The sequence below is a fragment of the Lolliginicoccus lacisalsi genome, from assembly GCF_014841105.1.
GTDB lineage: Bacteria > Actinomycetota > Actinomycetes > Mycobacteriales > Mycobacteriaceae > Lolliginicoccus > Lolliginicoccus lacisalsi.
Window position 1 is genome coordinate 256,103 of the sequence record NZ_JACYWE010000003.1, and the last position, 23,195, is coordinate 279,297.

Genomic DNA, 23,195 nt, shown 5'->3' on the forward strand with positions numbered 1-23,195 from the left:
GGATCAGCCCCTCACCAGGTGCGCGTCGTCGACGGACACGGTCTGGCGGGACCGGAAGATCACCATGATGATCGCCAGGCCGATCACCACCTCGGCCGCCGCCACCACCATGGTCAGGAACGCGAACACCTGGCCGTGGAGGTGGCCATGCATGCGCGCGAACGTGACGAACGCCAGGTTGGTGGCGTTGAGCATCAGCTCGATGCACATGAACATGACGATGGCGTTGCGGCGCACGAGGACCCCGCCCGCGCCGATGGCGAACAGCAGCGCGGACAGGAACAGGTAGTTGGCCGGGTTCACGTCTCCTCCTCCTCGGGGTCGCGGGGGCGGAGGGTGCGGCTGACGGAGCCCCGCGCATAGCTCCCGTCGGGCAGGCGGGCAGGCATGTCAACGGCATTGTGGCGCGCGTAGACGCCGGGCGCGGGGCGCGGCGTGGCGCGGAGCCCGTCGCGGAACCGCTCGATGGACATCTCCCGCTGGGTCTGGCGGCGCTCGTGCAGCTCCCGGTGGGCGAGCAGCATCGCGCCGAGCGTCGCGATGATCAGCAGCGCCCCGGTCAGCTCGAACACCCACACGTAGCGCAGGAACAGCAGCCCGGCGAGGCCGGGCACGTTGCCGTCCTGGTTGGCATCGTCGAGGCCCACGAACTCTGGAAGCGTGGCGTTGCCGATGCCGGCGATCAGCAGCAGCCCGAAGCCGACGCTGGCGATGATGCCGAGGATGCGGTGCCCGCGCAGGGGCTCGTCGAACGAGTCGGAGGACTCGACGCCGATGAGCATCAGCACGAACAGGAACAGCATCATCACCGCGCCGGTGTACACCACGATCTGCGCGACACCGAGGAACAGGGCGCCCTGGGCGATGTAGAGGATGGCGAGGGTGATCATCGTCGTGGCGAGGAACAGTGCCGAGTGCACGGGGCGCCGCGACGCGACCACCCCGATGGCACCGGTCACGGCGATGGCAGCGAGCACCCAGAACTGCACGGCCTCGCCGGTGGTGGTGCGCAGCAGCGGCTCGGCGTTGACCGCGTGGGCGGCAAGGATCATGCCTGCTCCTCCGTCCCGGTGATGTGCCCGCGGTAGTAGTCCTCGTCGGTGGCGCCGGGCGGCATGGGATGCGGGGCCGGGGTCATGCCCGGCTCGAGCGGGGCGAGGAGCTGGTGCTTCTCGTAGATAAGCCCGGTGCGGGTGTCGTCGGCCATCTCGTAGTCGTTGGTCATGGTCAGCGCCCGGGTGGGGCAGGCCTCGATGCACAGTCCGCAGCCGATGCAGCGCAGGAAGTTGATCTGGTAGACGCGGCCGTACCGCTCGCCCGGCGAGTAGCGCTCCTCGTCGGTATTGTCTGCGCCCTCGACGTAGATGGCGTCGGCGGGGCAGGCCCAGGCGCACAGCTCGCAGCCGATGCACTTCTCCAGGCCATCCGCGTACCGGTTGAGCTGGTGGCGACCGGGGTAGCGGGGCGCGGTGGGGACCTTCTCCTCGGGGTACTGCTGGGTATTGGGCTTGGCGAACATGGTGCCGAAGGTGACGCCGAAGCCGCGGATCGGTCCGAGGAATGTCTTACTCATGACGGCCTCCGGGGCGCGGTGGCACGGGCAGGGGTGGCACGGGGAACCCGCCGGGGCTGGCGGCCCCGGACGGGTCGGGACGGGGATCGGGGGCGGTCGCGTGGCGGGCATCGGGGCGCCGGGTCGTGGCGCGGCGTGCCAGCCACGGTGCCGAGGCCACGATCGCGGCCGCGACGATGATGGTGAGCATCGCGGCGGTGTCATACCCGGCCGTGGAGAGCCCCCGCACCGTCGCCACGGTCATCACCCAGACCAGCGAGATGGGGATGAGGACCTGCCAGCCGAGCCGCATGAACTGGTCGTAGCGCAGGCGTGGCAGGGTGGCGCGCAGCCAGACGAACAGGAACAGGAACGCCCACACCTTGAGGGTGAACCACAGCACCGGCCACCAGCCCGTGTTGGCGCCCTCCCAGATCGACAACGGCCAGGGGGCCCGCCATCCGCCGAGGAACAAGGTGGTGGCGAGGGCGGAGACGGTGACCATGTTGATGTACTCGGCGAGCATGAACATCGCGAACCGCAGCGACGAGTACTCGGTGTGGAACCCGCCGACGAGCTCGCCCTCCGCCTCGGGCAGGTCGAACGGTGCCCGGTTGGTCTCGCCCACCATCGCGGTGACATAGATCAGGAACGACGGCAGCAGCAGCACGATGTACCAGGTGCCTTGCTGGGCGGCGACGATCCCCGAGGTGGACATGGTGCCGGCGAGCACGAACACCGCCACGAACGACAAACCCATCGCGATCTCGTAGGAGATCACCTGGGCGGTGGCGCGCAGCCCGCCGAGCAGCGGGTATGTCGATCCCGAGGACCAGCCGGCGAGCACGATGCCATACACCCCGACCGAGGTGACGGCGATGATGTAGAGCACGGCGACGGGTAGGTCGGTCAGTTGCAGCGGCGTAGTGGTGCCGAGGATCGAGACGACCGGGCCGAAGGGGATGACGGCGAATGCGAGGATCGCCGCGGCGAGCGCGATGACCGGAGCGAGGAAGTACACGGGCTTGTCGGCCTGCGTGGGGAAGATGCCTTCCTTGAGCGCGAGCTTGATGCCGTCGGCGAGGCTCTGCAGGATCCCTCGCGGACCGACCCGGTTCGGGCCGATGCGCATCTGCATCCAGGCGATGATCTTGCGCTCGACCAACACCATGAACAGCGCGGTCAGCAGCAGGAACAGGAACACTGCCAGGGATTTCGCGACGACTAGCCACAAGGGATCCTGGCCGAACATGCTGAGGTCCGCGCTCACGGTCCCACCTCCGCGCGGGCCAGCCGAACCCGGTCACCGGGCAGGGCGTGCAGCTCGGCGTGGAGGTGGCTGCCCGGGGAGCAGGTGGGGACCCAGGCCACGGCGTCGGGCATGTCCGTGATGCGCAGCGGCAGCGTGATTGCCCCGTGCGGGGTGCTCACCCGGATGGGGTCCCCGTCGGAGGCCCCGAGCTGGTGAGCGGTAGCGGCGGAGAGGCGCGCGACAGCGGGATGGGCGGTGCCGGCGAGGTGCGGCTCGCCGTCCTGCATGCGGCCGTCGTCGAGCAGCAGGTGCCAGCTCGCGAGGATCGCCTCGCCCGGTGCGGCGGTGCCTTCTGCACGGCGCGGCGCCGGGGCGACGGGCTCTTCCCGACCACCGTGCCACGGCGCCAGGGCATCAAGCTCGGTACGCACCGCGATCGTGGTAGCCAGGCCGAGGGGGCGCCGCATGGTGGCAGCGAGCGCATCGACGATCCGATGGTCGGGCAGCATGCCGGTATCGCGCAGCGCGGCCCCGAAGCCGCGCGGGCGGCCCTCCCAGGTGAGGAAGGTGCCTGCTTTCTCCGCGACCACGGCGCTGGGCAGCACCACATCGGCCCTGGCGGTGACGGCGCTGTGGCGGATCTCGATGCTCGCGACGAACCCGGCCCGGTCGATCGCGCTGAGCGCCGCGGCGGGATCAGGCAGGTCATGCGGATCGACACCGCCGACGAGCAGGCCATGCAGCGTGCCGCGCGCGGCCGCGTCCAGGATGCCGCTGGTGTCGCGGCCCGCCTCGCGCGGCAGGTCCGGTACTTTCCACAGCCCAGCGACGGCGCGGCGGGCGTCGGGGTCGGCCACGGGATGCCCGGCGGGCAGCAGCCCCGGCAGGGCGCCCGCCTCGAGCGCGCCACGTTCCCCGGCGCGGCGCGGGACCCACGCGAGGATCGCTCCGGTCTCGTCGGCGAGCCGCTCCGCGGCGGTGAGGGCTCCTGGGATGGCGGCGGCGCGCTCACCGACGAGGATGACCGCGCCGGGCTGCCGCAGCTGGGCCCCGGCAGCGCCACCCCGGCCGAGCTCGGCGAGGGTCGCGGCCTCGTCACCGGGGATGGTGGGCAGCAGCGTGCCGGACAGCTTGCGCAGGCCCGGCGAGGCGAACGGGGCGATCGAGAAGACGGGCAGCCCGCGGGCGCGCGCGTTGCGGCGCAGCCGCAGGAACACGATCGGGGATTCCTCCTCGGGCTCGTGCGCCACGAGCAGCACGGCCGGGGCGGCATCGAGGTCGGCATAGCTGGCCGTGCCGATGCCCGCGATGCGCCGCGCGAGGAAACCCGCTTCCTCCCGCGAGTGCGGCCGTGCGCGCATGTCGATGTCGTTGGTGCCGAGCACGAGCCGGGCGAGCTTGCTGTAGGCGTAGGCATCCTCGATAGTGGCCCGCCCGCCCACGAGCACCCCGGCTGGCCCGGCGGCGAGTCCCCGCGCGGCCACGGCGAGCGCCTCCGGCCAGGACGCCTCGTGCAGTTCCCCGTCGCTGCCGCGCACCAGGGGGCTCGTGATGCGATCGGCCTCGGTGGCGTAGGTGAACGCGAACCGGCCCTTGTCGCAGTTCCATTCCTCATTGACGTCCGGGTCATCCCCGGCGAGGCGGCGCATCACGGTGCCGCGGCGATGATCGGTCCGCTGGGCGCAGCCACTCGCGCAGTGCTCGCACACGCTGGGGGTGGACACCAGGTCATAGGGACGCGCCCGGAAGCGGTAGGTGGCGCTGGTGAGCGCCCCGACGGGGCAGATCTGGATGGTATTGCCGGAGAAGTAGGAGTCGAAGGGCTCCTCGGTGCTGATGCCAACCTGCTGCTGGGAGCCGCGCTCCACCATATCGATCAGTGGGTCCCCGGCGATCTGCTGCGCGAAGCGGGTGCAGCGCGCGCACAGCACGCACCGCTCGCGGTCGAGCAGCACCTGCTCGGACAACGGGATCGGCTTGGGGAAGGTGCGCTTGGTGCCGGTGAAGCGCGTCTCGGAGCGGCCAGCGGACAGGGCCTGGTTCTGCAGCGGGCACTCGCCGCCCTTGTCGCATACCGGGCAGTCGAGGGGATGATTGATCAGGAGCAGCTCCATCACGCCGCGCTGCGCCGAGGCGGCCTCCACCGAGGAGTGCTGGGTGTGGACGACCATGCCGTCGGTAACCGGCATCGTGCAGGACGCGACGGGCTTGCGCTGGCCCTCCACCTCAACGATGCACTGCCGGCACGCGCCCGCCGGGTCGAGCAACGGGTGGTCGCAGAACCGGGGGATCGCGACGCCCATCTGCTCGGCGGCCCGGATGATCAGCGTGCCCGGCGGCACATCCACGCCTGTGCCGTCGATGGTGACGTGCACGAGACCCGGGTCGCGGGTGCTGGTCTCCTCGTTGGTCCTGGCATGGGTCATGGTGCAGTCGCCTCCGCGAAGAGCGTGGACCGGTGGTGATCGAACGGGCATCCGCCGTGGCGCAGGTGCTCGAGATACTCGTCGCGGAACAACCGGACCGACGAGATGATCGGGCTGGTGGCGCCATCGCCGAGCGCGCAGAACGACTTGCCCGCGATGGTGCTGGTGATATCGAGCAACAGGTCCACGTCCGCGGGGCTGCCGGTGCCGTCCTCGAGCCCGCGCAGCACCTGCACCAGCCAGTAGGTGCCCTCGCGGCAGGGCGTGCACTTGCCGCACGACTCGTGCTTGTAGAACTCGGTCCAGCGCAGCACCGCCCGGACCACGCAGGTGGTGTCGTCGAAGATCTGCAGTGCCTTGGTGCCGAGCATGGAGCCCGCCGCTGCGACGGCCTCGTAGTCGAGCGGCACGTCAAGATGCTCCTCGGTGAACAGCGGGGTCGAGGAGCCGCCCGGTGTCCAGAACTTGAGCCGGTGCCCGGCGCGGATGCCGCCCGCGTGGTCGAGCAGCTCGCGCAGGGTGATGCCGAGCGGCGCCTCGTACTGCCCTGGCCGGGTGACATGCCCCGACAGCGAGTACAAGGTGAATCCGGGGGACTTCTCGCTGCCCATCGAGCGAAACCAGTCCACGCCGCGGCGCAGGATGGCCGGCACGCTCGCGATGGACTCGGCATTGTTGACCACCGTCGGCGCGGCGTACAGGCCCGCCACCGCGGGGAAGGGTGGCCGCAGGCGCGGCTGCCCGCGCCGACCCTCCAGCGAATCGAGCAGCGCGGTCTCCTCGCCGCAGATGTACGCCCCCGCTCCGGCGTGCACCACTAGTTCCATCGGGTAGCGCGCGCCCGGGCCCAGCAGGCCAGCGGCATACGCCTCGGCGACGGCAGCACGAAGCCGACGGATCACCGACAGCACCTCGCCGCGCACGGAGATGAATGCGTGACGGGCGCGGATCGCGTAGGCGGCGATGATCGCGCCCTCGATCAGCACGTGCGGCTCGTGCAGCATCAGCGGCATGTCCTTGCACGTCCCCGGCTCGGACTCGTCCGCATTGATGACCAGGTAGTGCGGCTTGTCGGCAGCATCCTTGCCAGCGCCGTCCTTCTGGGGCACCTGTGGGATGAACGACCACTTCATGCCAGTGGGGAAGCCTGCCCCGCCGCGCCCGCGCAGGCCCGCTGCCTTGACGGTGGCGATCACCTCGTCCGGATCCATGGCCAGCGCGGCGGCGAGGCCCTCGTAGCCCCCGTGGCGCCGGTAGGCCTCCAGCGTCCAGGACCGGGGCTCGTCCCAGTGCTCGCTCAGCACGGGGACCAGCGGAGTGGGCTTGCTCATCGCTCGTCTCCTCCGTCGCGGCGCGCGGCACGCAATCCCGCGAGGGTGGGGGCCCCGGGGCGGGGCGCCTCGACCGTGCCGGGCTGCTCGTCATCGAATCCCGCGAGGATCCGGGCGGCCTGCTTGAACGTGCACAGCGTGGCGCCGCGCGGGGGCGTCACGGTCTCCCCGGAGCGCAGCGCGTCGACGAGCTCGCGCGCCGATGCGGGGGTCTGGTTGTCGAGGAACTCCCAGTTGACCATCACCACGGGCGCGTAGTCGCAGGCCGCGTTGCACTCCACATGCTCGAGGGTGACCATCCCGTCCGGCGTGGTCCCGCCGTGGTCGACGCCGAGGTGCTCGCGCAGTGCCTCGTGGATCGCGTCGCCGCCCATCACCGCGCACAGCGTGTTCGTGCACACCCCGACGAGGTACTCGCCGGTAGGGGCGCGGCGGAACATGCTGTAGAACGTCGCCACCGCCATCACCTCGGCCTCGGTGAGCCCGAGCGCGCGTGCGCAGAACCCGATGCCGGCGGGAGTGAGGTGGCCGTCCTCGGACTGCACGAGGTGCAGCAGCGGGATCAGCCCGGAACGGGCCTGGGGGTAGCGGGAGATGAGGGTAGCGGCGTCGCGCTCGAGGCGCTGCTCGGTCTCGGCCGGATAGGTGGTGGGCCCGGGCAGGTCGATGGCGGGACGCTGGCCGAGGGGCAAGAGGATCGGATCGGAGCTCATCGGTCCACGCCCCCCATCACGGGGTCGATGCTCGCCACGGAGGCGATCACGTCGGCGACCATGCCGCCCTCGCACATCGCCGAGACGGCCTGCAGGTTGGTGAACGACGGGTCGCGGTAGTGCACCCGGTAGGGGCGGGTGCCGCCGTCGGAGACCATGTGCACGCCGAGCTCGCCGCGCGGTGACTCGACCGCGATGTAGGTCTGGCCGGGCGGGACGCGGAAGCCTTCGGTGACGAGCTTGAAGTGGTGGATCAGCGATTCCATGTCGTCGCCCATGATGGTGCGGATGTGCTCCAGCGAGTTGCCGAGCCCATCGCGGCCGAGCGATAGCTGGGCGGGCCAGGCGATCTTCTTGTCCGCCACCATCACTGGCCCGGGCCGCAGCTTGTCCAGGCACTGCTCGACGATCTTCAGCGACTCGTTCATCTCGTTGACGCGGATCAGGTAGCGGCCGTAGCAGTCGCAGCCATTCTCGGTCATGACGTCGAACTCGTAGTCCTCGTAGCCGCAGTAGGGCTGTGATTTGCGCAGGTCATGGGGCAGCCCGGTGGCGCGCAGGACGGGCCCGGTCATGCCCAGCGCCATGCAACCGGCCAGGTCGAGGTAGCCGATGCCGACGGTGCGCGACCGCCAGATCGGATTGTCGTTGAGCAGCAGCTCGAGGTCCCGCAAGCGCCCGGGCAGGACGCGCAGCAGCTCGCGGACCTTCTCCACCGCGTCGTCGGGCAGGTCCGCCACCACGCCGCCGGGGCGGATGTACGCGTGGTTCATGCGCAGGCCCGTGATGTGCTCGAACACCTCGAGGATGAGCTCGCGCTCGCGGAAGCTGTACAGCATCGGGGACATCGCGCCGAGCTCGAGCCCGCCGGTGCCGAGCGCCACGAGGTGCGAGGAGATGCGGTTGAGCTCCATGAGCATCACGCGGATCACGCTGGCCCGCTCCGGGATGTCGTCCTCGATGCCGAGGAGCCGCTCCACGCCCAGGCAGTACGCCGTCTCGTTGAAGAACGGCGACAGGTAGTCCATGCGGGTGACGAACGTGACTCCCTGCGTCCAGGTGCGATGCTCCAGGTTCTTCTCGATGCCCGTGTGCAGGTAGCCGATGCCGCAGCGCGCCTCGGTGACGGTCTCGCCCTCGATCTCGAGGATCAGCCGCAGCACGCCATGGGTGGACGGATGCTGCGGACCCATGTTGACGACGATCCGCTCGCCGCCCGCGTCGTTGACGGCCTCGACGATGTCATCCCAATCCTGCCCGGCGGCCACGTGCACCGATTCGCCATCCGTCATGAAGCCATCCGTCATGAATACGCCCTCCGCTCGTCCGGCGGCGGGATCGTCGCGCCCTTGTACTCGATCGGCACGCCACCGAGCGGATAGTCCTTGCGCTGCGGATGGCCCTCCCAGTCGTCGGGCATCTCGATGCGCACCAGGTCCGGATGGCCCTCGAACACGATGCCGAAGAAGTCGTAGGTCTCGCGCTCGTGCCAGTCGCACGTCGGATACACCGCGGTCACCGACGGGATGCGCGGATCCGCGTCGGGGGCCGCCACCTCCAGCCGCAGCCGACGGTTGTGCGTGATCGACAGCAGCGGGTACACAGCGTGCAGCTCGCGGCCCGCGTCCTCCGGATAGTGCACCCCGCTCACCCCGAGGCTCAGCTCGAACCGCAGCGCCGGGTCATCGCGCAGCGCGCGCGCCACCACCGGCAAGTGCTCGCGGCGCACCTCCAGCGACAGCTCCCCGTGATCGGTATCCACCCGCTCCACAGCATCGGCGAGCGCCACCTCATGCTCCGACAGTGCTGCCTCGAGGGCGTCGATGGCCTCGTCGAACCAGCCGCCATACGGGCGCTGGGCGCCACCGGGCAGTTCCACCGTCCGTTCGAGCCGCCCGTAGCCCGACGTATCGCCGCTGCCGCGCGCGCCGAACATGCCACGCAGGGAACGGATCCGCTCGCCGCCGCTCATCGAAGCATCCCCTTCAGCTCGATCAGCGGCTTCTGGGCCATCGCGGCCTGCTCCGCCGCCCGGACCGCCTCGGCCCTGTTCGACCCCAGCGGCATGTCGCCGATCTTGTCGTGCAGCGCGATGATCGCGTGCAGCAGCATCTCGGGGCGCGGCGGGCAGCCCGGCAGGTAGATATCGACGGGCACGACGTGGTCCACGCCCTGAACGATCGCGTAGTTGTTGAACATCCCGCCCGATGACGCGCACACACCCATCGCGAGCACCCACTTCGGCTCGACCATCTGGTCATACACCTGGCGCAGCACGGGGGCCATCTTCTGGCTCACCCGCCCAGCCACGATCATCAGGTCGGCCTGCCGCGGCGACGCGCGGAACGCCTCCATCCCGAAGCGGGCGATATCGAACTTGCCGCCCGAGGTGGCCATCATCTCGATCGCGCAGCACGCCAGCCCGAACGTCGCCGGCCACAACGAGCCCTTGCGGGCATACCCCGCGGCCCGCTCGACCGTGGTCAGCAGGAACCCGCCCGGAACCTTCTCCTCCAAGCCCATGCGCCGTACCTCCTCTTGCTCCCGCTAGTCCCAGCTGAGCCCGCCGCGCCGCCACTCGTACACATAAGCGACCGACACGTTGACCAGGAACAATCCCATCGCGGCGAGGCCGAACAAGCCCAGCTCATCGAAGTGGACCGCCCACGGGTACAGGAACACGATCTCCACGCCGAAGATGATGAAGAGCATCGCCGTCAGGTAGTACTTCACCGAGAACCGGCCACGGCCTGGCATTGCCGGGGGCGGCACGGGCTCGATGCCGCACTCGTAGGCCTCGAGCTTCGCCTGATTGCGGCGGCTCGGGCCCAGCAGCGAGCCCATGGCCGCGGAGACCAACGCGAATGCCGCCGCTATCGCGCCCAGGACGAGGATCGGGACCAGCGTGCCCATGTGCCTGAACTCCCCTCGCCGCGAGCCTGGCTCCCCGGTAGTGCCGCACCGGCATCACCACGGATTGTGATCTAGCTCTCAGGGTAGCCGTCAAGGCGGTGACCCTGCATGCTTTTGCGACGGGCGCTTGCCATGGCGTGTCACCGACCTTGTTCGCCCACAGCAGGATTGGCGCACGAGGAACCCGGAAGTGCCGCGCGTGGCTTAGCTGGCGCCGACCCCGGTGCGCGCTTCCACTAGCTCAACGGCCAGCTGCGACAGCTCGAACGGATCCACCGGCAGCGGCACCGCGCCATCCGCCCCCGACCAGCGCGCCAGCCAGCGATCGTCGCGGCGGCCGAGCAGCACGATGATCGGCGGGCACTGCGTGATCTCATCACGCAACTGCCGGGCCAGCCCCATCCCGCCCAGGGGCGCCGTCTCGCCATCGGCGATCACCAGATCGATCATCCCGCGCTCCACCCCGGCCACCGCGGCGTCGGCCGTCGCCACCTCCACGTGCTCGGTCGCGGCGGACCCGGGCAGCAACCGGGGGCCCAGCGCCGCGCGGGCTCGGTCGCGGATCGAGCGATCGTCGCTGTAGAGCAGAACGCGCGGACCCGGGGACGAGGATTCGGAAGTGGTAGGGATCACAATCACGAGCCTAATGCTTCGCCGCTCACGGCGTGCCGCCACATTGGGGGGCAAACCTCCGCTAAGGTAACGCTCTGATAACGGTTCCTTTTCCATACCCGGGCCCGATCGCGCACCACACCAGCGATCCGGTCCCGTCACCCGGAGGTCAACTCTTGCGCTCCCGCCGCCACGCCAGTCCCCGCCGTGCCCTCATCGCCGCCGGTGCCATCCTCATCGGCACCATGGCACCGTTCGTCGCAGCAGGCGGCGCAACCGCGCAATCCCTGCCCTTCGACACCGGCTCCGCGGGATTCGGGCAAGCCGTTTCCCTTCCCTGGGCCGCGCAGCCCGCGGTCGGCGTCCTCACCTCCGGATATGGTCCCCGCTGGGGGCGCTTCCACGAAGGCGTCGACATCGCCGCCCCCATCGGTACCCCCGTCTTCGCCGCCGGGCCAGGCGTTGTCACCGACGTCGGCCCCGCCAGCGGCTTCGGCCAATGGGTCCGCATCCGTCACCTCGACGGCACCGTCACCGTCTACGGCCACATCGACCGGTACTTCGTCGCACCCGGCCAGCCCGTATTCGCCGGCCAGCAGATCGCCACCGTCGGCAACCGCGGCCACTCCACCGGCCCGCACCTCCACTTCGAGGTCCGCGACCCTCTCGGCCGCTCCATGGACCCCCAGGGCTGGCTCATCTCCCGGGCACTGCCGACGTACTGATCGGCGGGGGGGCTCGGTGGGCTGGCTGTTGCCCGCTCCCAGCCACCGCGCCCTCAGTGGAAACTTTCCCCGCTCCCACCGGGAAAGGTTTCCACTAGCGGGCGGGGCACCGCGAGAGCCACTACCGCGCTGGCATCCTGAGCAGCCCGAGCGCGGCGAGATCGCGGGCGTACTTGCTGATCAGCGCGTGGTCGAGGCTCGGGACCGCGTGCTGGCCCGCCACGCCATGCTGGGCGATGGCTTCCCGGAACCGCGCGGTGAGCACCGGATCCTCGGCATGCGAGGTAGCGGGCCGCTGGTAGGCGTGCATCAAGGGCAGCACCGTGTGCTGGCGCTGCTGCTCGGGAAGGGCCTCCATCGCCGCGCTGATCCTGGCGACCCATGCGCGGTGGTCGTCGATGCGGGTGATGGGGTGCCCGTCCTCGATGAGCCAGTCGATGAAGGTGTCGAGGGAGATGCCGTCGTCGTGAGTGCTGAGCACGTTGAACGTGCGGTAGCTGTCGCCCGCGGCCTGCCCGAGCCGACGCACGGCCGCGGCAGTGAAGTCGACGGGGATCCCGTCGTAGTGCGCGCGCTGTGCTGCTGGGCCGCGCCGGTAGAACGATCCTGGCGCGAGGCCGGTGGCGAGGACGCTGAGCAGCAGCCGGGTGAAGTTGTCCGGCACGTTGAGCTGCCCCGTGTAGCGCGAATGGGCGAGGATCATGCCGGAGCGGAACACGGTGACGGGAATGCCGAGATGCTCGTGCGCCTCCCGCAGCAGCACCTCGCTGGCCCATTTGCTAGTGGCGTACCCGTTGGCGTATCCGTCGCTCACCGCCCGGGCGGGGCTGGCCTCGCGGATATCGGAATCCTCGGCAAGGCGGCTGCCGTCGTCGAGGAGGGTGACGGCGACGGTGGAAAGGAAGTGCACGGGCTTGCGGGTGGTGGTTGCGGCGAGCTCGATCACGCGGGCGGTGCCGATCACGTTCGGCTCGAACAGCTCGGGGTAGGGCAGCACATGGTTGACGAGCGCGGCGACGTGGACGATCAGGTCGGTGCGTCGCGCGAGGTCGAGCCACTGGTGACTGGCTAGCCCGAACCGGGGTGCCGCGGCATCGCCAGCGATGACCTCGAGATGATCGGTGGCAAGCTCCTGGTAGTGGGCGAGCAGCTCCGGGTCGCCGCTGTCGAACGCGGCATCGAGACGGGCGCGGGCGTCCGTCTCATCGCGGCCGCGCACCAGGCAGATGAGCGTTCCGCCGGTGGTGGCGAGCTGCTCGAGGTACTCGAGGCACACGAACCTGCCGAGATAGCCAGTCGCACCGGTGAGCAGTACCGTTCGTGGTTCTCCGGTGGCCAGCGGCAGATCGGTGGCGGAACGCAGCGTCGTGGCGTCGAGCAGCTTGGCGAGCTGGATGTCCGACGCGCGGGTCACGGCTGGCCGGTGCCCGTGAATCGCGCTGAACACCGAATCGCCCGGCGCGGTTGTTCGCTGTTGCTCGATGCGCGCGGCGAGGCTAGCGAGAGTGGCAGTCGGGCTGATGATCTCGTGCACGGCAATGGCGAGGTCGTAGATCTCCTCGATGCCGGTCGCCACCGACATCGCTGCGAGGGAGTCGCCACCCAGATCCGTGAAGGGCACATCCGCCTCGGCGGAGCCGATCCGTGCCTGCACCAGATCGAGCAGCACCTCAACGACGGGACGGTGGTCCCGCTGCTCCCGCAAGCTCGCTACCTGGTCGATCTCGGTGGTGTCGAGCTGCACGTACAGATCCTCGAGCCGCGGCCCATAGAGCTCGGCCAACCTCGGCCGCGCCAGCTTGCCAATACCGGTGAGCAGGCCATTGGCGGTGGTGAAGGGCTCGTCCGCGAGGACGATCTCGCGGGGCACCTCGTAGGCGGCGAGCTCGTGCCGCTCCGCGACCTCCTCGAACGCCGCGCGCAGGGTCTCGGGGATCGCGCCCGGCCGCGCACGGGCCTGCTCGCTGGGCTCGACCACGGCAAGCAGGTAGGAGCGCGCGCTGTTGCCGTAGAGAAACACCTGATCGATCAGCGGGCTCGCGGAGTACAGCGCCTCAAGGCGGGCGATCGCCACGAACTCGCCCTGCGCGAGCTTCAGCACGTTATTGCGGCGATCGACATACACCAGCCGGTCGGGGGCGATCTCCGCGACGATATCGCCGGTGCGGTAGAAGCCGTCCTCGTCGAAGACCTGCGCGGTCGCGTCGGGGCGCCGGTAGTAGCCGGGGAACACCGTGGTGGCCTTGATGAGCAGCTCGCCCCGCGGATGCGGCTCGTCCGTCGTGAGGTAGCCGAGCTCCGGCGCGTCGACGAGCTTGTAGTCCAGGACGGGAGGGCGCATCACCACCGTATTGGTGACCACCCCGCCGCTGGTCTCCGTCGACCCGTAGCCGTCGCGCAGCGGAACCGCGAGGAAGCCCTTGAGGAAGCGGCGCAGCTCCGGGGTGAGCGGCGCGCTGCCCACGACGGCATGCTGCAACCGGTCGCCGAGCATGGCCTGCCTGGTCGCGGTGGCCAGCGCATCGTTCACCTCAAAAGCGTCGGTGCTGGTGATCCCCGCCCGGCGCGCCGCGGCCCGGTAGCGCTGGTGGAGCAGCTCCGCCACGCGGGGCACCAGGTTGACCGCGGTGGGGCGGACGAGCGCGAGGTCCTCGAACAAGGTGGACATGTCCGGGGCGGCAGCAAAGAAGCCGGTGCCGCCGAGCGCGAGGCCGCGCAGCAGCCACATGCGCCCGTACACATGGCTCATCGGCATGTAGTGCAAGTAGGCCGGGGGAGCGGGATCGGAGTCCTCGTCGTCCGGCTCGGCCCACAGGTGCGCGAGCATGCGGGTGGTGTACATCGCGCCCTTGGGGGTGCCGGTGCTGCCGGAGGTGTAGATCAGCAGCGCGAGCGGTTCCTCGCCCGGGGCGGGCCGGAACGGGGGAGGCTTCGGCCGCTCGGCGCCACGGGCGATCGCGTCGGTGAGGGCGAGGACATTGATCGTGCCGTCCGCGCGGAGCCGGGCGATAGATTGCTCGTGGCTCGCGAGTCCGGGCAGGACGTCGAAGATGATGACCTGCTCGATCGAGGGCGTGGCGCGCGCGAGCTCGGCGGCCTTGCCGAGGTTGTTGATGCTGGTGGCGAGGATCCGAGGCTCGGTCTCCGCCAGGATCGCGGCCAGCTGTGGCACCGGCGCATCCGCCTGGAGGGGCACGCTCACCGCGCCGAGATGGGTGATGGCGAGATCGATGACGGTGTAGTCGATGCTGGCGAACCCGATGACCGCGACCATGTCGCCCGGCTGTAGCGCGGGGGTGGCGCTCCAGTGGGCGGCGAGGCTGGTGATGCGTTCGGCCAGCTCGCGGAAGGTGACGGTGGTGAACCGGGGCTGCAGGGTGACGTGCTGCTCGCCGGTGGTGGGGTCGGTGTGGGCGATCCGTTCGCGGTCGCCGAGCGCGGGCCGGTCTGCGTGGTGGTGGAGGAGCGCGGCGACCGTCTCGGCGGGACCTGGCGTGGTGGTTCCAGCCGCCGATCGCGCCGTGGTGGATGTGGCGGTGGCTGTTCGTGCGGTCCCTGTCATAGCGGTCCTCCTATTGCGGCGCGGGTGCCCCTCGCCTCGATTATAGATAGAGAAGCTATATATAGATAGGGGTGGGGTGCGGCTGTCTGGTGCGGCCAGGTTGCCAGCGCGGCCGGGGTGCCGCCACTCCGATCGTGAAGATCTGGCCACGCGTGATGTGGCGGGATCTTCACGATCGGAGCCAGCCAGCCAGCCAGCCAGCCACCGGAGCCAGCCGCGCCAGCCAGCCGCCCGCAGCAAGCCGCGCCAGCCACCGGAGCAGTGGGCCTGGCATGCTGGGCACGTGGCCGAGAACCTGACGATCCCGCTGCCGGGCAGAACCATCGCCGCGCAGGCCTGGGGCCCCATCGACGGACCCCTCGTACTCCTGCTGCACGGATTCCCGGACTCCCCGCACACCTGGCGCCACCTCGGCCCCCGGCTCGCGGAACGTGGTTGGCGCGCCATCGCCCCCGCCAATCGTGGATACGCTCCCACCGGCCCCGCGCCCGACGGCAACTACGAGCTTGCCGCGCTGGTCCGCGACGTCCTCGACATCCAGGACGCCCTCGCCGCCCCAGGTGCGCGTGCTCCTAGGAGGGCCTTGCTCATTGGTCACGACTGGGGATCCATGATCGCCTCGGGCGCCGCTAGCCTCGCCCCCGACCGATTTCACGCCGCGATCCTCCTCGCGGTGCCCCCGTTGCCGGTGCTCCTTGCCCGGGCATGGCCGCCGCGTCGACTCGCGCGCCACGCGAGGACGTGGCTGCGCCAAGCACCACGCAGCTGGTACATGCTCGCCGCCCAGGCGCCCCTCGAGCGCGTCCCTGCGCTGAGCCACAGGTTCATCAATGAAATCTGGGCACGCTGGGCACCGGCATATGAATACGACGCGGATCTCGCCGCCGCCCACCGCGCGCTGCCCGACGCCGCGCACTGCCGCGCCGCTCTCGGCTACTACCGCGCCCTATGGAATCCCCTGCGCTGGAGAACAAGCCGCGCGCCCGAGCGGCACGGCATCTACCGCGAGCATCGCGTGCCGATCCTCTATCTGCACGGCGAGCGCGACACCTGCGTCCGGGCCGATCTCGGTGCTTCAACGCCGGATCACCTGCCACCCGCCAGCAAGGCGCGGGTGGTCAAGGGCCTCGGGCATTTCCTCCACCTCGAGGAGCCGGACAGGGTCAACGGCGCCATCCTGCGATTCGTTGACGGCTTGCCCGGAGGAGAACTGGATCGAGCAGGCCAGGCTAGCCAGTGAGGACGCCGCCCGCCATCGACATGACGACGAGCAGGATCACGAGCAGGAACCAGACGGCCCCGAACCAGCGGCGCCACTCGATTCCGTCGCGCCAGCACCAGATGGTGAAGGCCGCGGCGCCCGCTACGCCGAGGAGGAGGATGCTGACGGGCGCGAACAGGATGATGCTGCGCTGCGTGCTCGCGCAGGCGTCGGTGATGGCGCACTCGTCGGGGATCGTGAGGGCCGCCCCGAGCAGCACCCCGATCGCGGCGACGATCACAGTGCCCACATAGATCGCGATATTGCGCATTTGCACAGGATCACCTCGGCAGCCTCGGGTTGTCCCCGCCGACGTTACCCCGCTACCGGGGAAGGCGTGCTCGATATTTGTCGTGCCCCCGCATTAGGCTGTCACCCATGAGTGAGCAGCACGGGTTCTCGACGACGGCGATCCACGCGGGCTTCGACCCGGACCCGCAGACCGGTGTGGTGAACGTTCCCATCTATGCGAGTTCCACGTTCGCCCAGGATGGGGTGGGTGGAATGCGTGGCGGCTTCGAGTACGCGCGCACCGGCAACCCCACCCGGCAAGCGCTCGAGGCCAACATGGCGGCGATCGAGCAGGGAACCCACGGTCGCGCCTTCTCGTCCGGCATGGCTGCCACCGATGCGGTGCTGCGCGCGGCGCTGCGCCCGGGCGATCACCTCGTGATCCCCAATGATGCCTACGGTGGCACCTTCCGGCTGATCGATAAGGTCTTCACCCAGTGGGGCATCTCCTACACGGCGGTGCCAATCACTGATCTCGATGCGATCCGTGCAGCGATCCGGCTCGAGACGAAGCTCGTCTGGATCGAGACACCGACGAATCCGCTGCTCAATGTCGGTGATATCGCGGCCATCGCGGAGATCGCTCACGCTGCCGGGGCCAAGCTGGTGGTGGACAACACCTTCGCCTCGCCGTACCTGCAGCAGCCGCTCACGCTGGGCGCCGATGTGGTCCTGCACTCGACCACGAAGTACCTCGGCGGGCATTCCGACGTGGTCGGCGGCGCTATCGTGACGCGCGATGAGAAGTTCGACGCGGATGTCGCGTTCCTCCAGAACGGGGCGGGCGGGGTTCCCGGGCCGTTCGACGTGTTCCTGACGATGCGCGGCATCAAGACCCTCGCGGTGCGCATGGACCGCCACAGCGACAATGCCGAGGCGGTCGTGGACTTCCTCGCCGGGCATCGTGCCGTCAGCAGTGTGCTCTACCCGGGCCTGCCCGAGCATCCCGGCCACGACGTGGCGGTGAAGCAGATGCGGCGCTTTGGCGGCATGATCTCCGTCCGGCTCAATGGTGGCCGCCAGGCCGCGCTCGACCTGTGCGCGCGAACCAAGGTCTTCACTCTCGCTGAGTCGCTCGGTGGGGTCGAATCCCTCATCGAGCATCCTGGGGCAATGACGCATGCCTCCACCGCCGGCTCCGTGCTCGAGGTGCCCGAGGATCTTGTGCGCCTGTCCGTCGGTATCGAGGATGCCAACGATCTCGTCGCTGATCTCGAGCAGGCACTCGGCTAGCCGGAACTAGCAGGCACTCGGCTAGCCGGAACGATGGGCTCGCAGCGCGCTTGAGTGTGCGAAGAACGACAGCGCAACGCGTGAATCCTGACGCTTTTCGCACACTCGTCGCCGCCGAACCGACACACCGGCCGGGGACACCCCGGCAATTGACACACCGGCCGGGGACGCCCCGGCAATTGACACACCGGCCGGGGACGCCCGTCAGGCAGCCACGCTCGCCGGTGGGCGCGCCGGGGCACTAGGGTCGTGGGCATGGCAGGCGAGATTCTCTTCATCATCGGCAGCGCCCGGCCCGTGCGGGTCGGCGGACAACTCGGGCGGGCGATCCTCGACCAGATCCCGGGCACGGATGGCCCCAGGGTCCAGGTCGCGGACCTGCGCGAGCTAGCGCTACCGATCCTCGACGAGCCGCGCATGGCGGCAACCGGTGATTACCAGCATGAGCACACGCGGAACTGGGCGCGCATGGTGGGGGGCGCCGCCGCGATCGTGGTGCTCACCCCGGAGTACAACTGGGGCTACCCCGCGTCGGTGAAGAACGCCATCGACTACCTGTACGCCGAGTGGAAGGACAAGCCGGGCCTGCTCATCAGCTACGGCGGGGGCGGTGGCAAGCGGTCCTTCGAGCAGCTCAAGCAGGTGCTCGGCCGGGTCGGGGTCAATCTTGTCGAGACCCCGGTGAACATTCCGCTGCGTGGCGAGTACGGCGACGATGATCGGCTCACCGATCCTGCCCGCGTGGTCGCGGACAACGCCGAGGTCCTGCGCCAGGCGTGGCAGGAGCTGCTCGGCCTGATCGGTGACGAGGGCTAGTCGCAAGCGCACGCGCTGGCTTGGCGCGGGAATTGTCGGCTCTGTCCGCTAGTGTCATGGCACTCGGGGCGGACGGGAGAATGGAGACGTCATGGCGGCAGCGCGGCGGCCCGAGCCGCAGCAAGGATCGTTGTTCGATGATCCGTTCCAGGAAGACGAGGAGCCAGCGCTGTTCCCGCTGGTCGCTCCGGCGCGAACGAGCGCGCGAGCGAGCACGCGGGCACCGAGCTTCGTGGCCTTCGATGTGGAGACCGCCAACGGCTCATGGGGCAGCATCTGTGCCCTCGGTTTCGCGGTCGTGGAGAACGGGGCCGTTACCCGTACCGAGAGCCTGCTCTGCCAGCCTCCGCGCGGACTCGGGCATTTTGATCCTGGCAACATCGAGATCCATGGCATCACGCCTGACGATGTCGCTCGCCAGCCTTCGTTCGTGGAGCGCATGGAGCAGTTTCGCGACGTGATCGGTGATCGTGAACTCGTATGCCACAACGCGCGGTTCGACATGACGGCGCTGCGCGAGGCCTGCACGGTCTCGGGCATCCACGTCCCGGAGATCTCGTTCGGCTGCACGCTGGTGTGGTCGCGCATCGATCTGCCCGGGCTCGTCAACTACAAGCTGCCCACCATCGCCCAGCACGTTGGCGTGCCGCTCGAGCAGCACCATGACGCCGCCGCGGATGCGCTCGCCGCTGCCGGGATCGCGCTCCAGCTCACCCAGGCGCGCAAGTCCCGCGATCTCGCTGCCTACGCGAAGGCCACCGATACGGTCCTGGGGTCGCTCTCCCCGCACGGGCTCACGTTGTGCGCATCGACCCGGCCGACCGTTTCCTGGCAGGGCCACCAGCCCAGCCGCAAGGCCAGCGAGATGCCAGTGCCGAGCCCCACGGCGGATCCAGGCCACCCTTTTCATGGCCAGATCGTCGTTGTCACGGGCGAGTTCGCCGGATGCAGCCGCGAGGCGCTGTGGGACATGATCGCCGAGCGCGGTGGCAAGCCCGAGCTCAATGTCACCCGGCGCACCACCATGCTGATCAAGGGAACCTGGGTGGATGCCCACGGGTCACCGATCGAGACGAGCAAGGAGCGCAAGGCGCGCGAGCACATCGCCGCCGGGCGTGCGATCTCCATCATCGACGAGAGCCAGCTGCGCGAGCTCCTCGACTGAGTGCCGCCGCCCGGCCCGCACGGGGCTGTCGTCGCGCCGTGACTCAGTGAGGATCGGCCAAGCCAGGGAAAGCACGAGGGCTCCCAGCGTGAAAAGCCGGGAGCCCTCGTTGCTCGATCAGGGGTCAGCCGTGATAGGGCTCTGCCTTGGTGAGCGTGACGGTCATGGTCTTGCCGTTCGGCAGCTTGTACTCCTTCGTCTCACCGACCTTGGCGTCGATCAATGCCGAGCCAAGGGGGGAACTGGGGGAGTAGGTCTCGAGCTCATCGGTGGCCGTGCTCTCCTCGCGCGTGGCGATGAGGAACGTCTCGGAATCCGATTCGTCGCCAGCGTAGTAGACCGTGACGACCGAACCGGGAAGAGCAACGCCGGACTGCTTGGGCGCCTGACCGACCTTGGCGTTGTTCAGCAGTTCCTGCAGCTGGCGGATCCGCGCTTCCTGCTGCCCCTGCTCCTCGCGGGCAGCGTGGTATCCGCCGTTCTCCCGAAGGTCGCCTTCCTCGCGTCGCGCGTTGATCTCCGCGGCGATCACGGGCCGGTTGGCGATGAGCGCCTGGAGTTCACGATCGAGCTTGTCGTACGACTCCTGGGTGAGCCAGCTCGCCTTCGTGTCGGTCATTGTCGATCACTCCTTTATACTGTGGCTGATGCGCTTGGCACCGAGCCCAAGCCGGGCGGACCGGGAACCATCCGCGGTCGCCATGCCATTGGGAGCAAGTGCTCCCACATGCGCGTACACGGCCCCACTCAGGGCCGTGTACATACAGGATACACGTCCTTCGCATGAACAACGGTCTAATGAAACCCGAACCGCGACTTGCCGAATCCCGGCCTGGCCTCGCCGGATCCACTCGGATCCGCCTCGAATGACGGATACGTCCGGATATCTCGTTCCCATTTCGCCCCAAGCGGTTCCAGTTGGAAAACGCTGCGGAATCCGATGCCATCGACCATTCTTGGCATGGGTGACGCCCGTCACCACCCCCGTTCCTGATCAAGGGAGAACGATCCATGCGAAATGTCGTGCGCGCGGGAATCGCCGCTGCCGCAACCGTGCCGATGATGCTCGCCGCCTCCGGGATGGCCTCGGCCCAGACCGAGCTCAGCGCCACCGCCATGGAGCTCGGCCCGGTCATCATCGTCTCGGTGTCGGGCGCCCAGCCCGAGTCGGAGTGCGTGACCGTGCCGCCACAGGTGTTCGGCGGCACCGCGGACGCGGACGGCAACGCCACGCTGGTCCTGCTCAGCGCCACTGACCTGGTGGGCGGCGTGCTCGTCACATGCACCCCGGGCGCGTTGATCATCCCGGACGTCACCACCGCCGAGGTGGAGTCCGGCTCCCTCGAGTCCTGAGGCGTGCCTCGTGGCCCCGCCTGTGCATCATTGGGCGGGGCCACGAGCGTGCGCGGGCGGCGAGGCCGTGGCGCCGGGCCCCGGCCGCGGCCCAGCGCCTAGCCCTGCTGGGGCTGGAGGTACTGCGGAACGCTGCCGCCGCAGCCGTACACCTCGGCCATGCCGGGGGGCTTGGAGGTCGTGATCGTGGTGGTGACCTCGACGGCGCTGCTGGTGGAGCCCGGCACGAGCACTTCGCGCCGCCCGGTCTCGGATCCGTCGCGGGAGCGGGAGCGCACGATGCACACGACGTCCGCGCTCGGATCGTCGCGGACGACCTTGAAGCGCACCGTGATCGTCGCATCGTCGATGACCTCGTATCCGAGCGCCTCGGCCTCGATGGGCGTCGAGGTGATCGGCCGGTACCCGAGGTAGGCGATCACGGCGATGCCGAGGGCGAACAGCACTCCGAGCACGATGACGAGGGGGCGCTTGGTCCGCCCGGTCGCCGCTGCTTCGGGGTATCTCGGGGGCTGGTCGTGCTGCGTGCTGCTCAATGCGATGCTTCCCGTCGGGCGTGCTGGGCCGGTGGAGGTGGTGCTGGCCTCCCATGATGCCACCCGGTCCTTGCCTGCTGCCCGGCGCGCGGGCGGGTGCTGCCCGGGCGGGTGGTGCGCCGTGGCGGCGCGCGGCCGGCCCCACGTATTCTCTAGAGGAGTTGCCCGTGAGTTGCCGTCGTGCCGCTCATGCGGAATCGTGAGAGGACCACGGCAAGCTGGGAGCGGCCCCGGGGTCGCGCTGGGGAGATTGCGGAGGAGATTTCGTGGCCGGTTTGAGGCTGATGGCGGTACACGCGCACCCTGATGATGAGGCGAGCAAGGGTGCCGCGACGATGGCCCGCTATGCCAAGGAAGGCCATGACGTCATGGTCGTCACCTTGACGGGTGGCGAGCGGGGCGATGTGCTCAACCCCGCGATGGACATCCCGGGCGTGCTCGAGCGCATCAACGAGGTGCGGCAGGAGGAGATGGCGCAGGCCGCGAAGGTCCTGGGCGTGCAGCATCACTGGCTGGGGTTCATTGATTCGGGCCTGCCGCAGGGTGATCCGGTGCCGCCGCTGCCCGATGATGCGTTCGCGCTCGTGCCGCTGGAGGTTGCCACCGAAGCGCTGGTGCGTGTGGTCCGGGAGTTCAAGCCGCACGTGATGATCACCTATGACGAGAACGGTGGCTATCCGCATCCCGATCACATCATGTGCCACAAGGTGTCGATGGAGGCGTTCGAGGCAGCCGGGGATGCCGGACGGTTCCCCGATGCGGGCGAGCCGTGGGAGCCGTCGAAGATCTACTACGTGCACGGCTTCCTCCGTGACCGCATGCAGTTGTTCCACGATGATTTCCTCGACCGCGGCCTCGAGAGCCCGTACGCCGAGTGGCTGGCGAACTGGAAGCCGCGGCAAGGCGACATCATGGGGCGCGTGACCACCCAGATAACCTGTGGTGATTACTTCCCCCTCCGGGATGAGGCGCTGCGCGCCCATGCGACGCAGGTGGATCCGAACGGTCCGTTCTTCGTGGTGCCGCTGGAGATGCAGCAGCGACTGTGGCCGACCGAGGAGTTCGAGCTCGCCCGGACGAGGATCCGCACCACTATCCCGGAGACTGATCTGTTCGCCGGCCTTTCCGCCGGCGATGAAGCGAAGGAGCAGGACTGATCGTGGCCACCCATATTCCCGACGTCGCGGCCTGGGGGTCCTGGGCGCTGGCCGAGGGTGCCACTTTTCTCGCCCAGAATGGGGTGGAGACGACTGGTCCCGAGTTCGGCAAGGCACCGCCGGTGGCGGCAGCGATCATCGTGCTGCTCGCGATCGGCCTCTTCCTGCTGATCAGGTCGATGAACAAGCATCTGGCGAGGTTGCCGGAGACCTTCGAGCGGGAGCATCCCGAGCCTGATCAAGCAGTGGACGAGGGCACGGATCGTGCTGCCGTGGAGACGGACACATCACAGTGAG

24 protein-coding genes are annotated in these 23,195 nt (G+C 69.2%); 8 read left to right on the forward strand and 16 right to left on the reverse strand.

The window, feature by feature from the left end:
- Positions 1–3: 3 nt before the first annotated feature.
- The 12 genes from nuoK to HT102_RS06925 form a co-directional block, all read right to left on the reverse strand.
- On the reverse strand, positions 4–303 hold the full coding sequence (gene nuoK / locus HT102_RS06870) for an NADH-quinone oxidoreductase subunit NuoK (RefSeq protein ID WP_192038658.1): 300 nt from the start codon (positions 301–303) through the stop codon (positions 4–6).
- On the reverse strand, positions 300–1,052 hold the full coding sequence (locus HT102_RS06875) for an NADH-quinone oxidoreductase subunit J (RefSeq protein WP_192038659.1): 753 nt from the start codon (positions 1,050–1,052) through the stop codon (positions 300–302). The genes nuoK and HT102_RS06875 overlap by 4 nt, the downstream gene beginning before the upstream one ends.
- The gene (gene nuoI / locus HT102_RS06880; protein ID WP_192038660.1) at positions 1,049–1,573 is read right to left on the reverse strand and encodes an NADH-quinone oxidoreductase subunit NuoI; all 525 of its coding nucleotides are present in this window, start codon (positions 1,571–1,573) and stop codon (positions 1,049–1,051) included. Before nuoI ends, HT102_RS06875 begins: the two co-directional genes overlap by 4 nt.
- On the reverse strand, positions 1,566–2,804 hold the full coding sequence (gene nuoH / locus HT102_RS06885) for an NADH-quinone oxidoreductase subunit NuoH (protein WP_192038834.1): 1,239 nt from the start codon (positions 2,802–2,804) through the stop codon (positions 1,566–1,568). The genes nuoI and nuoH overlap by 8 nt, the downstream gene beginning before the upstream one ends.
- Before the next feature lie 14 nt (positions 2,805–2,818).
- Positions 2,819–5,230, reverse strand: a complete 2,412-nt coding sequence (locus HT102_RS06890; RefSeq protein ID WP_192038661.1) for an NADH-quinone oxidoreductase subunit G — start codon at positions 5,228–5,230, stop codon at positions 2,819–2,821.
- On the reverse strand, positions 5,227–6,561 hold the full coding sequence (nuoF, locus tag HT102_RS06895; RefSeq protein WP_192038662.1) for an NADH-quinone oxidoreductase subunit NuoF: 1,335 nt from the start codon (positions 6,559–6,561) through the stop codon (positions 5,227–5,229). Before nuoF ends, HT102_RS06890 begins: the two co-directional genes overlap by 4 nt.
- The gene (nuoE, locus tag HT102_RS06900) at positions 6,558–7,274 is read right to left on the reverse strand and encodes an NADH-quinone oxidoreductase subunit NuoE (RefSeq protein WP_192038663.1); all 717 of its coding nucleotides are present in this window, start codon (positions 7,272–7,274) and stop codon (positions 6,558–6,560) included. The genes nuoF and nuoE overlap by 4 nt, the downstream gene beginning before the upstream one ends.
- On the reverse strand, positions 7,271–8,581 hold the full coding sequence (nuoD, locus tag HT102_RS06905; RefSeq protein ID WP_192038664.1) for an NADH dehydrogenase (quinone) subunit D: 1,311 nt from the start codon (positions 8,579–8,581) through the stop codon (positions 7,271–7,273). The genes nuoE and nuoD overlap by 4 nt, the downstream gene beginning before the upstream one ends.
- A complete protein-coding gene (locus HT102_RS06910; RefSeq protein WP_192038665.1) occupies positions 8,578–9,246 on the reverse strand; it encodes an NADH-quinone oxidoreductase subunit C in 669 nt (222 codons plus the stop codon). The genes nuoD and HT102_RS06910 overlap by 4 nt, the downstream gene beginning before the upstream one ends.
- A complete protein-coding gene (locus HT102_RS06915; protein ID WP_192038666.1) occupies positions 9,243–9,797 on the reverse strand; it encodes a NuoB/complex I 20 kDa subunit family protein in 555 nt (184 codons plus the stop codon). Before HT102_RS06915 ends, HT102_RS06910 begins: the two co-directional genes overlap by 4 nt.
- Before the next feature lie 24 nt (positions 9,798–9,821).
- Positions 9,822–10,187: an NADH-quinone oxidoreductase subunit A gene (locus HT102_RS06920; RefSeq protein ID WP_192038667.1), complete on the reverse strand. Its 366-nt coding sequence runs from the start codon at positions 10,185–10,187 to the stop codon at positions 9,822–9,824.
- Between the two features lie 204 nt (positions 10,188–10,391).
- Complete coding sequence (locus tag HT102_RS06925; RefSeq protein WP_192038835.1) at positions 10,392–10,820, reverse strand: response regulator transcription factor; 429 nt, start codon at positions 10,818–10,820, stop codon at positions 10,392–10,394.
- A 155-nt stretch (positions 10,821–10,975) separates the two neighbouring features.
- On the opposite strand from HT102_RS06925, the gene HT102_RS06930 reads away from it, so the two are divergent.
- A complete protein-coding gene (locus HT102_RS06930) occupies positions 10,976–11,524 on the forward strand; it encodes a M23 family metallopeptidase (protein ID WP_408611319.1) in 549 nt (182 codons plus the stop codon).
- A gap of 121 nt (positions 11,525–11,645) precedes the next feature.
- Here the strand turns inward: HT102_RS06930 and car are convergent, their stop codons facing one another.
- On the reverse strand, positions 11,646–15,086 hold the full coding sequence (gene car, locus HT102_RS06935; RefSeq protein WP_192038668.1) for a carboxylic acid reductase: 3,441 nt from the start codon (positions 15,084–15,086) through the stop codon (positions 11,646–11,648).
- A gap of 283 nt (positions 15,087–15,369) precedes the next feature.
- Between car and HT102_RS06940 the strand changes: the two genes are divergently transcribed.
- Complete coding sequence (locus HT102_RS06940) at positions 15,370–16,326, forward strand: alpha/beta fold hydrolase (protein WP_192038669.1); 957 nt, start codon at positions 15,370–15,372, stop codon at positions 16,324–16,326.
- Here HT102_RS06940 and HT102_RS06945 read toward each other — a convergent pair.
- The gene (locus HT102_RS06945) at positions 16,316–16,618 is read right to left on the reverse strand and encodes a hypothetical protein (RefSeq protein WP_192038670.1); all 303 of its coding nucleotides are present in this window, start codon (positions 16,616–16,618) and stop codon (positions 16,316–16,318) included. The two genes, HT102_RS06940 and HT102_RS06945, sit on opposite strands and share 11 nt — an antisense overlap.
- Positions 16,619–16,725: 107 nt before the next feature.
- Between HT102_RS06945 and HT102_RS06950 the strand changes: the two genes are divergently transcribed.
- From HT102_RS06950 to HT102_RS06960, 3 genes are all read left to right on the forward strand, one after another.
- Positions 16,726–17,871 carry a cystathionine gamma-synthase gene (locus tag HT102_RS06950; RefSeq protein WP_192038671.1) on the forward strand — a complete coding sequence of 382 codons (1,146 nt, stop codon included), beginning with the start codon at positions 16,726–16,728 and terminating at the stop codon, positions 17,869–17,871.
- Positions 17,872–18,126: 255 nt separating this feature from the next.
- Positions 18,127–18,687 carry an NADPH-dependent FMN reductase gene (locus tag HT102_RS06955; RefSeq protein ID WP_192038672.1) on the forward strand — a complete coding sequence of 187 codons (561 nt, stop codon included), beginning with the start codon at positions 18,127–18,129 and terminating at the stop codon, positions 18,685–18,687.
- A gap of 91 nt (positions 18,688–18,778) precedes the next feature.
- Complete coding sequence (locus HT102_RS06960) at positions 18,779–19,852, forward strand: exonuclease domain-containing protein (protein ID WP_192038673.1); 1,074 nt, start codon at positions 18,779–18,781, stop codon at positions 19,850–19,852.
- Between the two features lie 124 nt (positions 19,853–19,976).
- On the opposite strand, the gene greA is transcribed toward HT102_RS06960, so the two are convergent.
- Entirely contained in the window at positions 19,977–20,471 is a 495-nt protein-coding gene (gene greA / locus HT102_RS06965; protein WP_192038674.1) for a transcription elongation factor GreA, read from the reverse strand.
- Positions 20,472–20,863: 392 nt separating this feature from the next.
- On the opposite strand from greA, the gene HT102_RS06970 reads away from it, so the two are divergent.
- Positions 20,864–21,205, forward strand: coding sequence for a hypothetical protein (locus HT102_RS06970; RefSeq protein ID WP_192038675.1), 342 nt, complete (start codon positions 20,864–20,866; stop codon positions 21,203–21,205).
- A 98-nt stretch (positions 21,206–21,303) separates the two neighbouring features.
- Here HT102_RS06970 and HT102_RS06975 read toward each other — a convergent pair whose 3' ends face one another.
- Positions 21,304–21,804 (reverse strand): DUF4307 domain-containing protein, encoded by a 501-nt coding sequence (locus tag HT102_RS06975; RefSeq protein ID WP_333473321.1) that lies wholly within the window; start codon positions 21,802–21,804, stop codon positions 21,304–21,306.
- A 203-nt stretch (positions 21,805–22,007) separates the two neighbouring features.
- Here HT102_RS06975 and mca point away from each other — a divergent pair, with 203 nt between their 5' ends.
- Both mca and HT102_RS06985 read left to right on the forward strand, forming a co-directional pair.
- A complete protein-coding gene (gene mca, locus HT102_RS06980) occupies positions 22,008–22,898 on the forward strand; it encodes a mycothiol conjugate amidase Mca (RefSeq protein WP_192038676.1) in 891 nt (296 codons plus the stop codon).
- A gap of 2 nt (positions 22,899–22,900) precedes the next feature.
- Positions 22,901–23,194: a hypothetical protein gene (locus HT102_RS06985; protein ID WP_408611321.1), complete on the forward strand. Its 294-nt coding sequence runs from the start codon at positions 22,901–22,903 to the stop codon at positions 23,192–23,194.
- Position 23,195 lies beyond the last annotated feature (1 nt).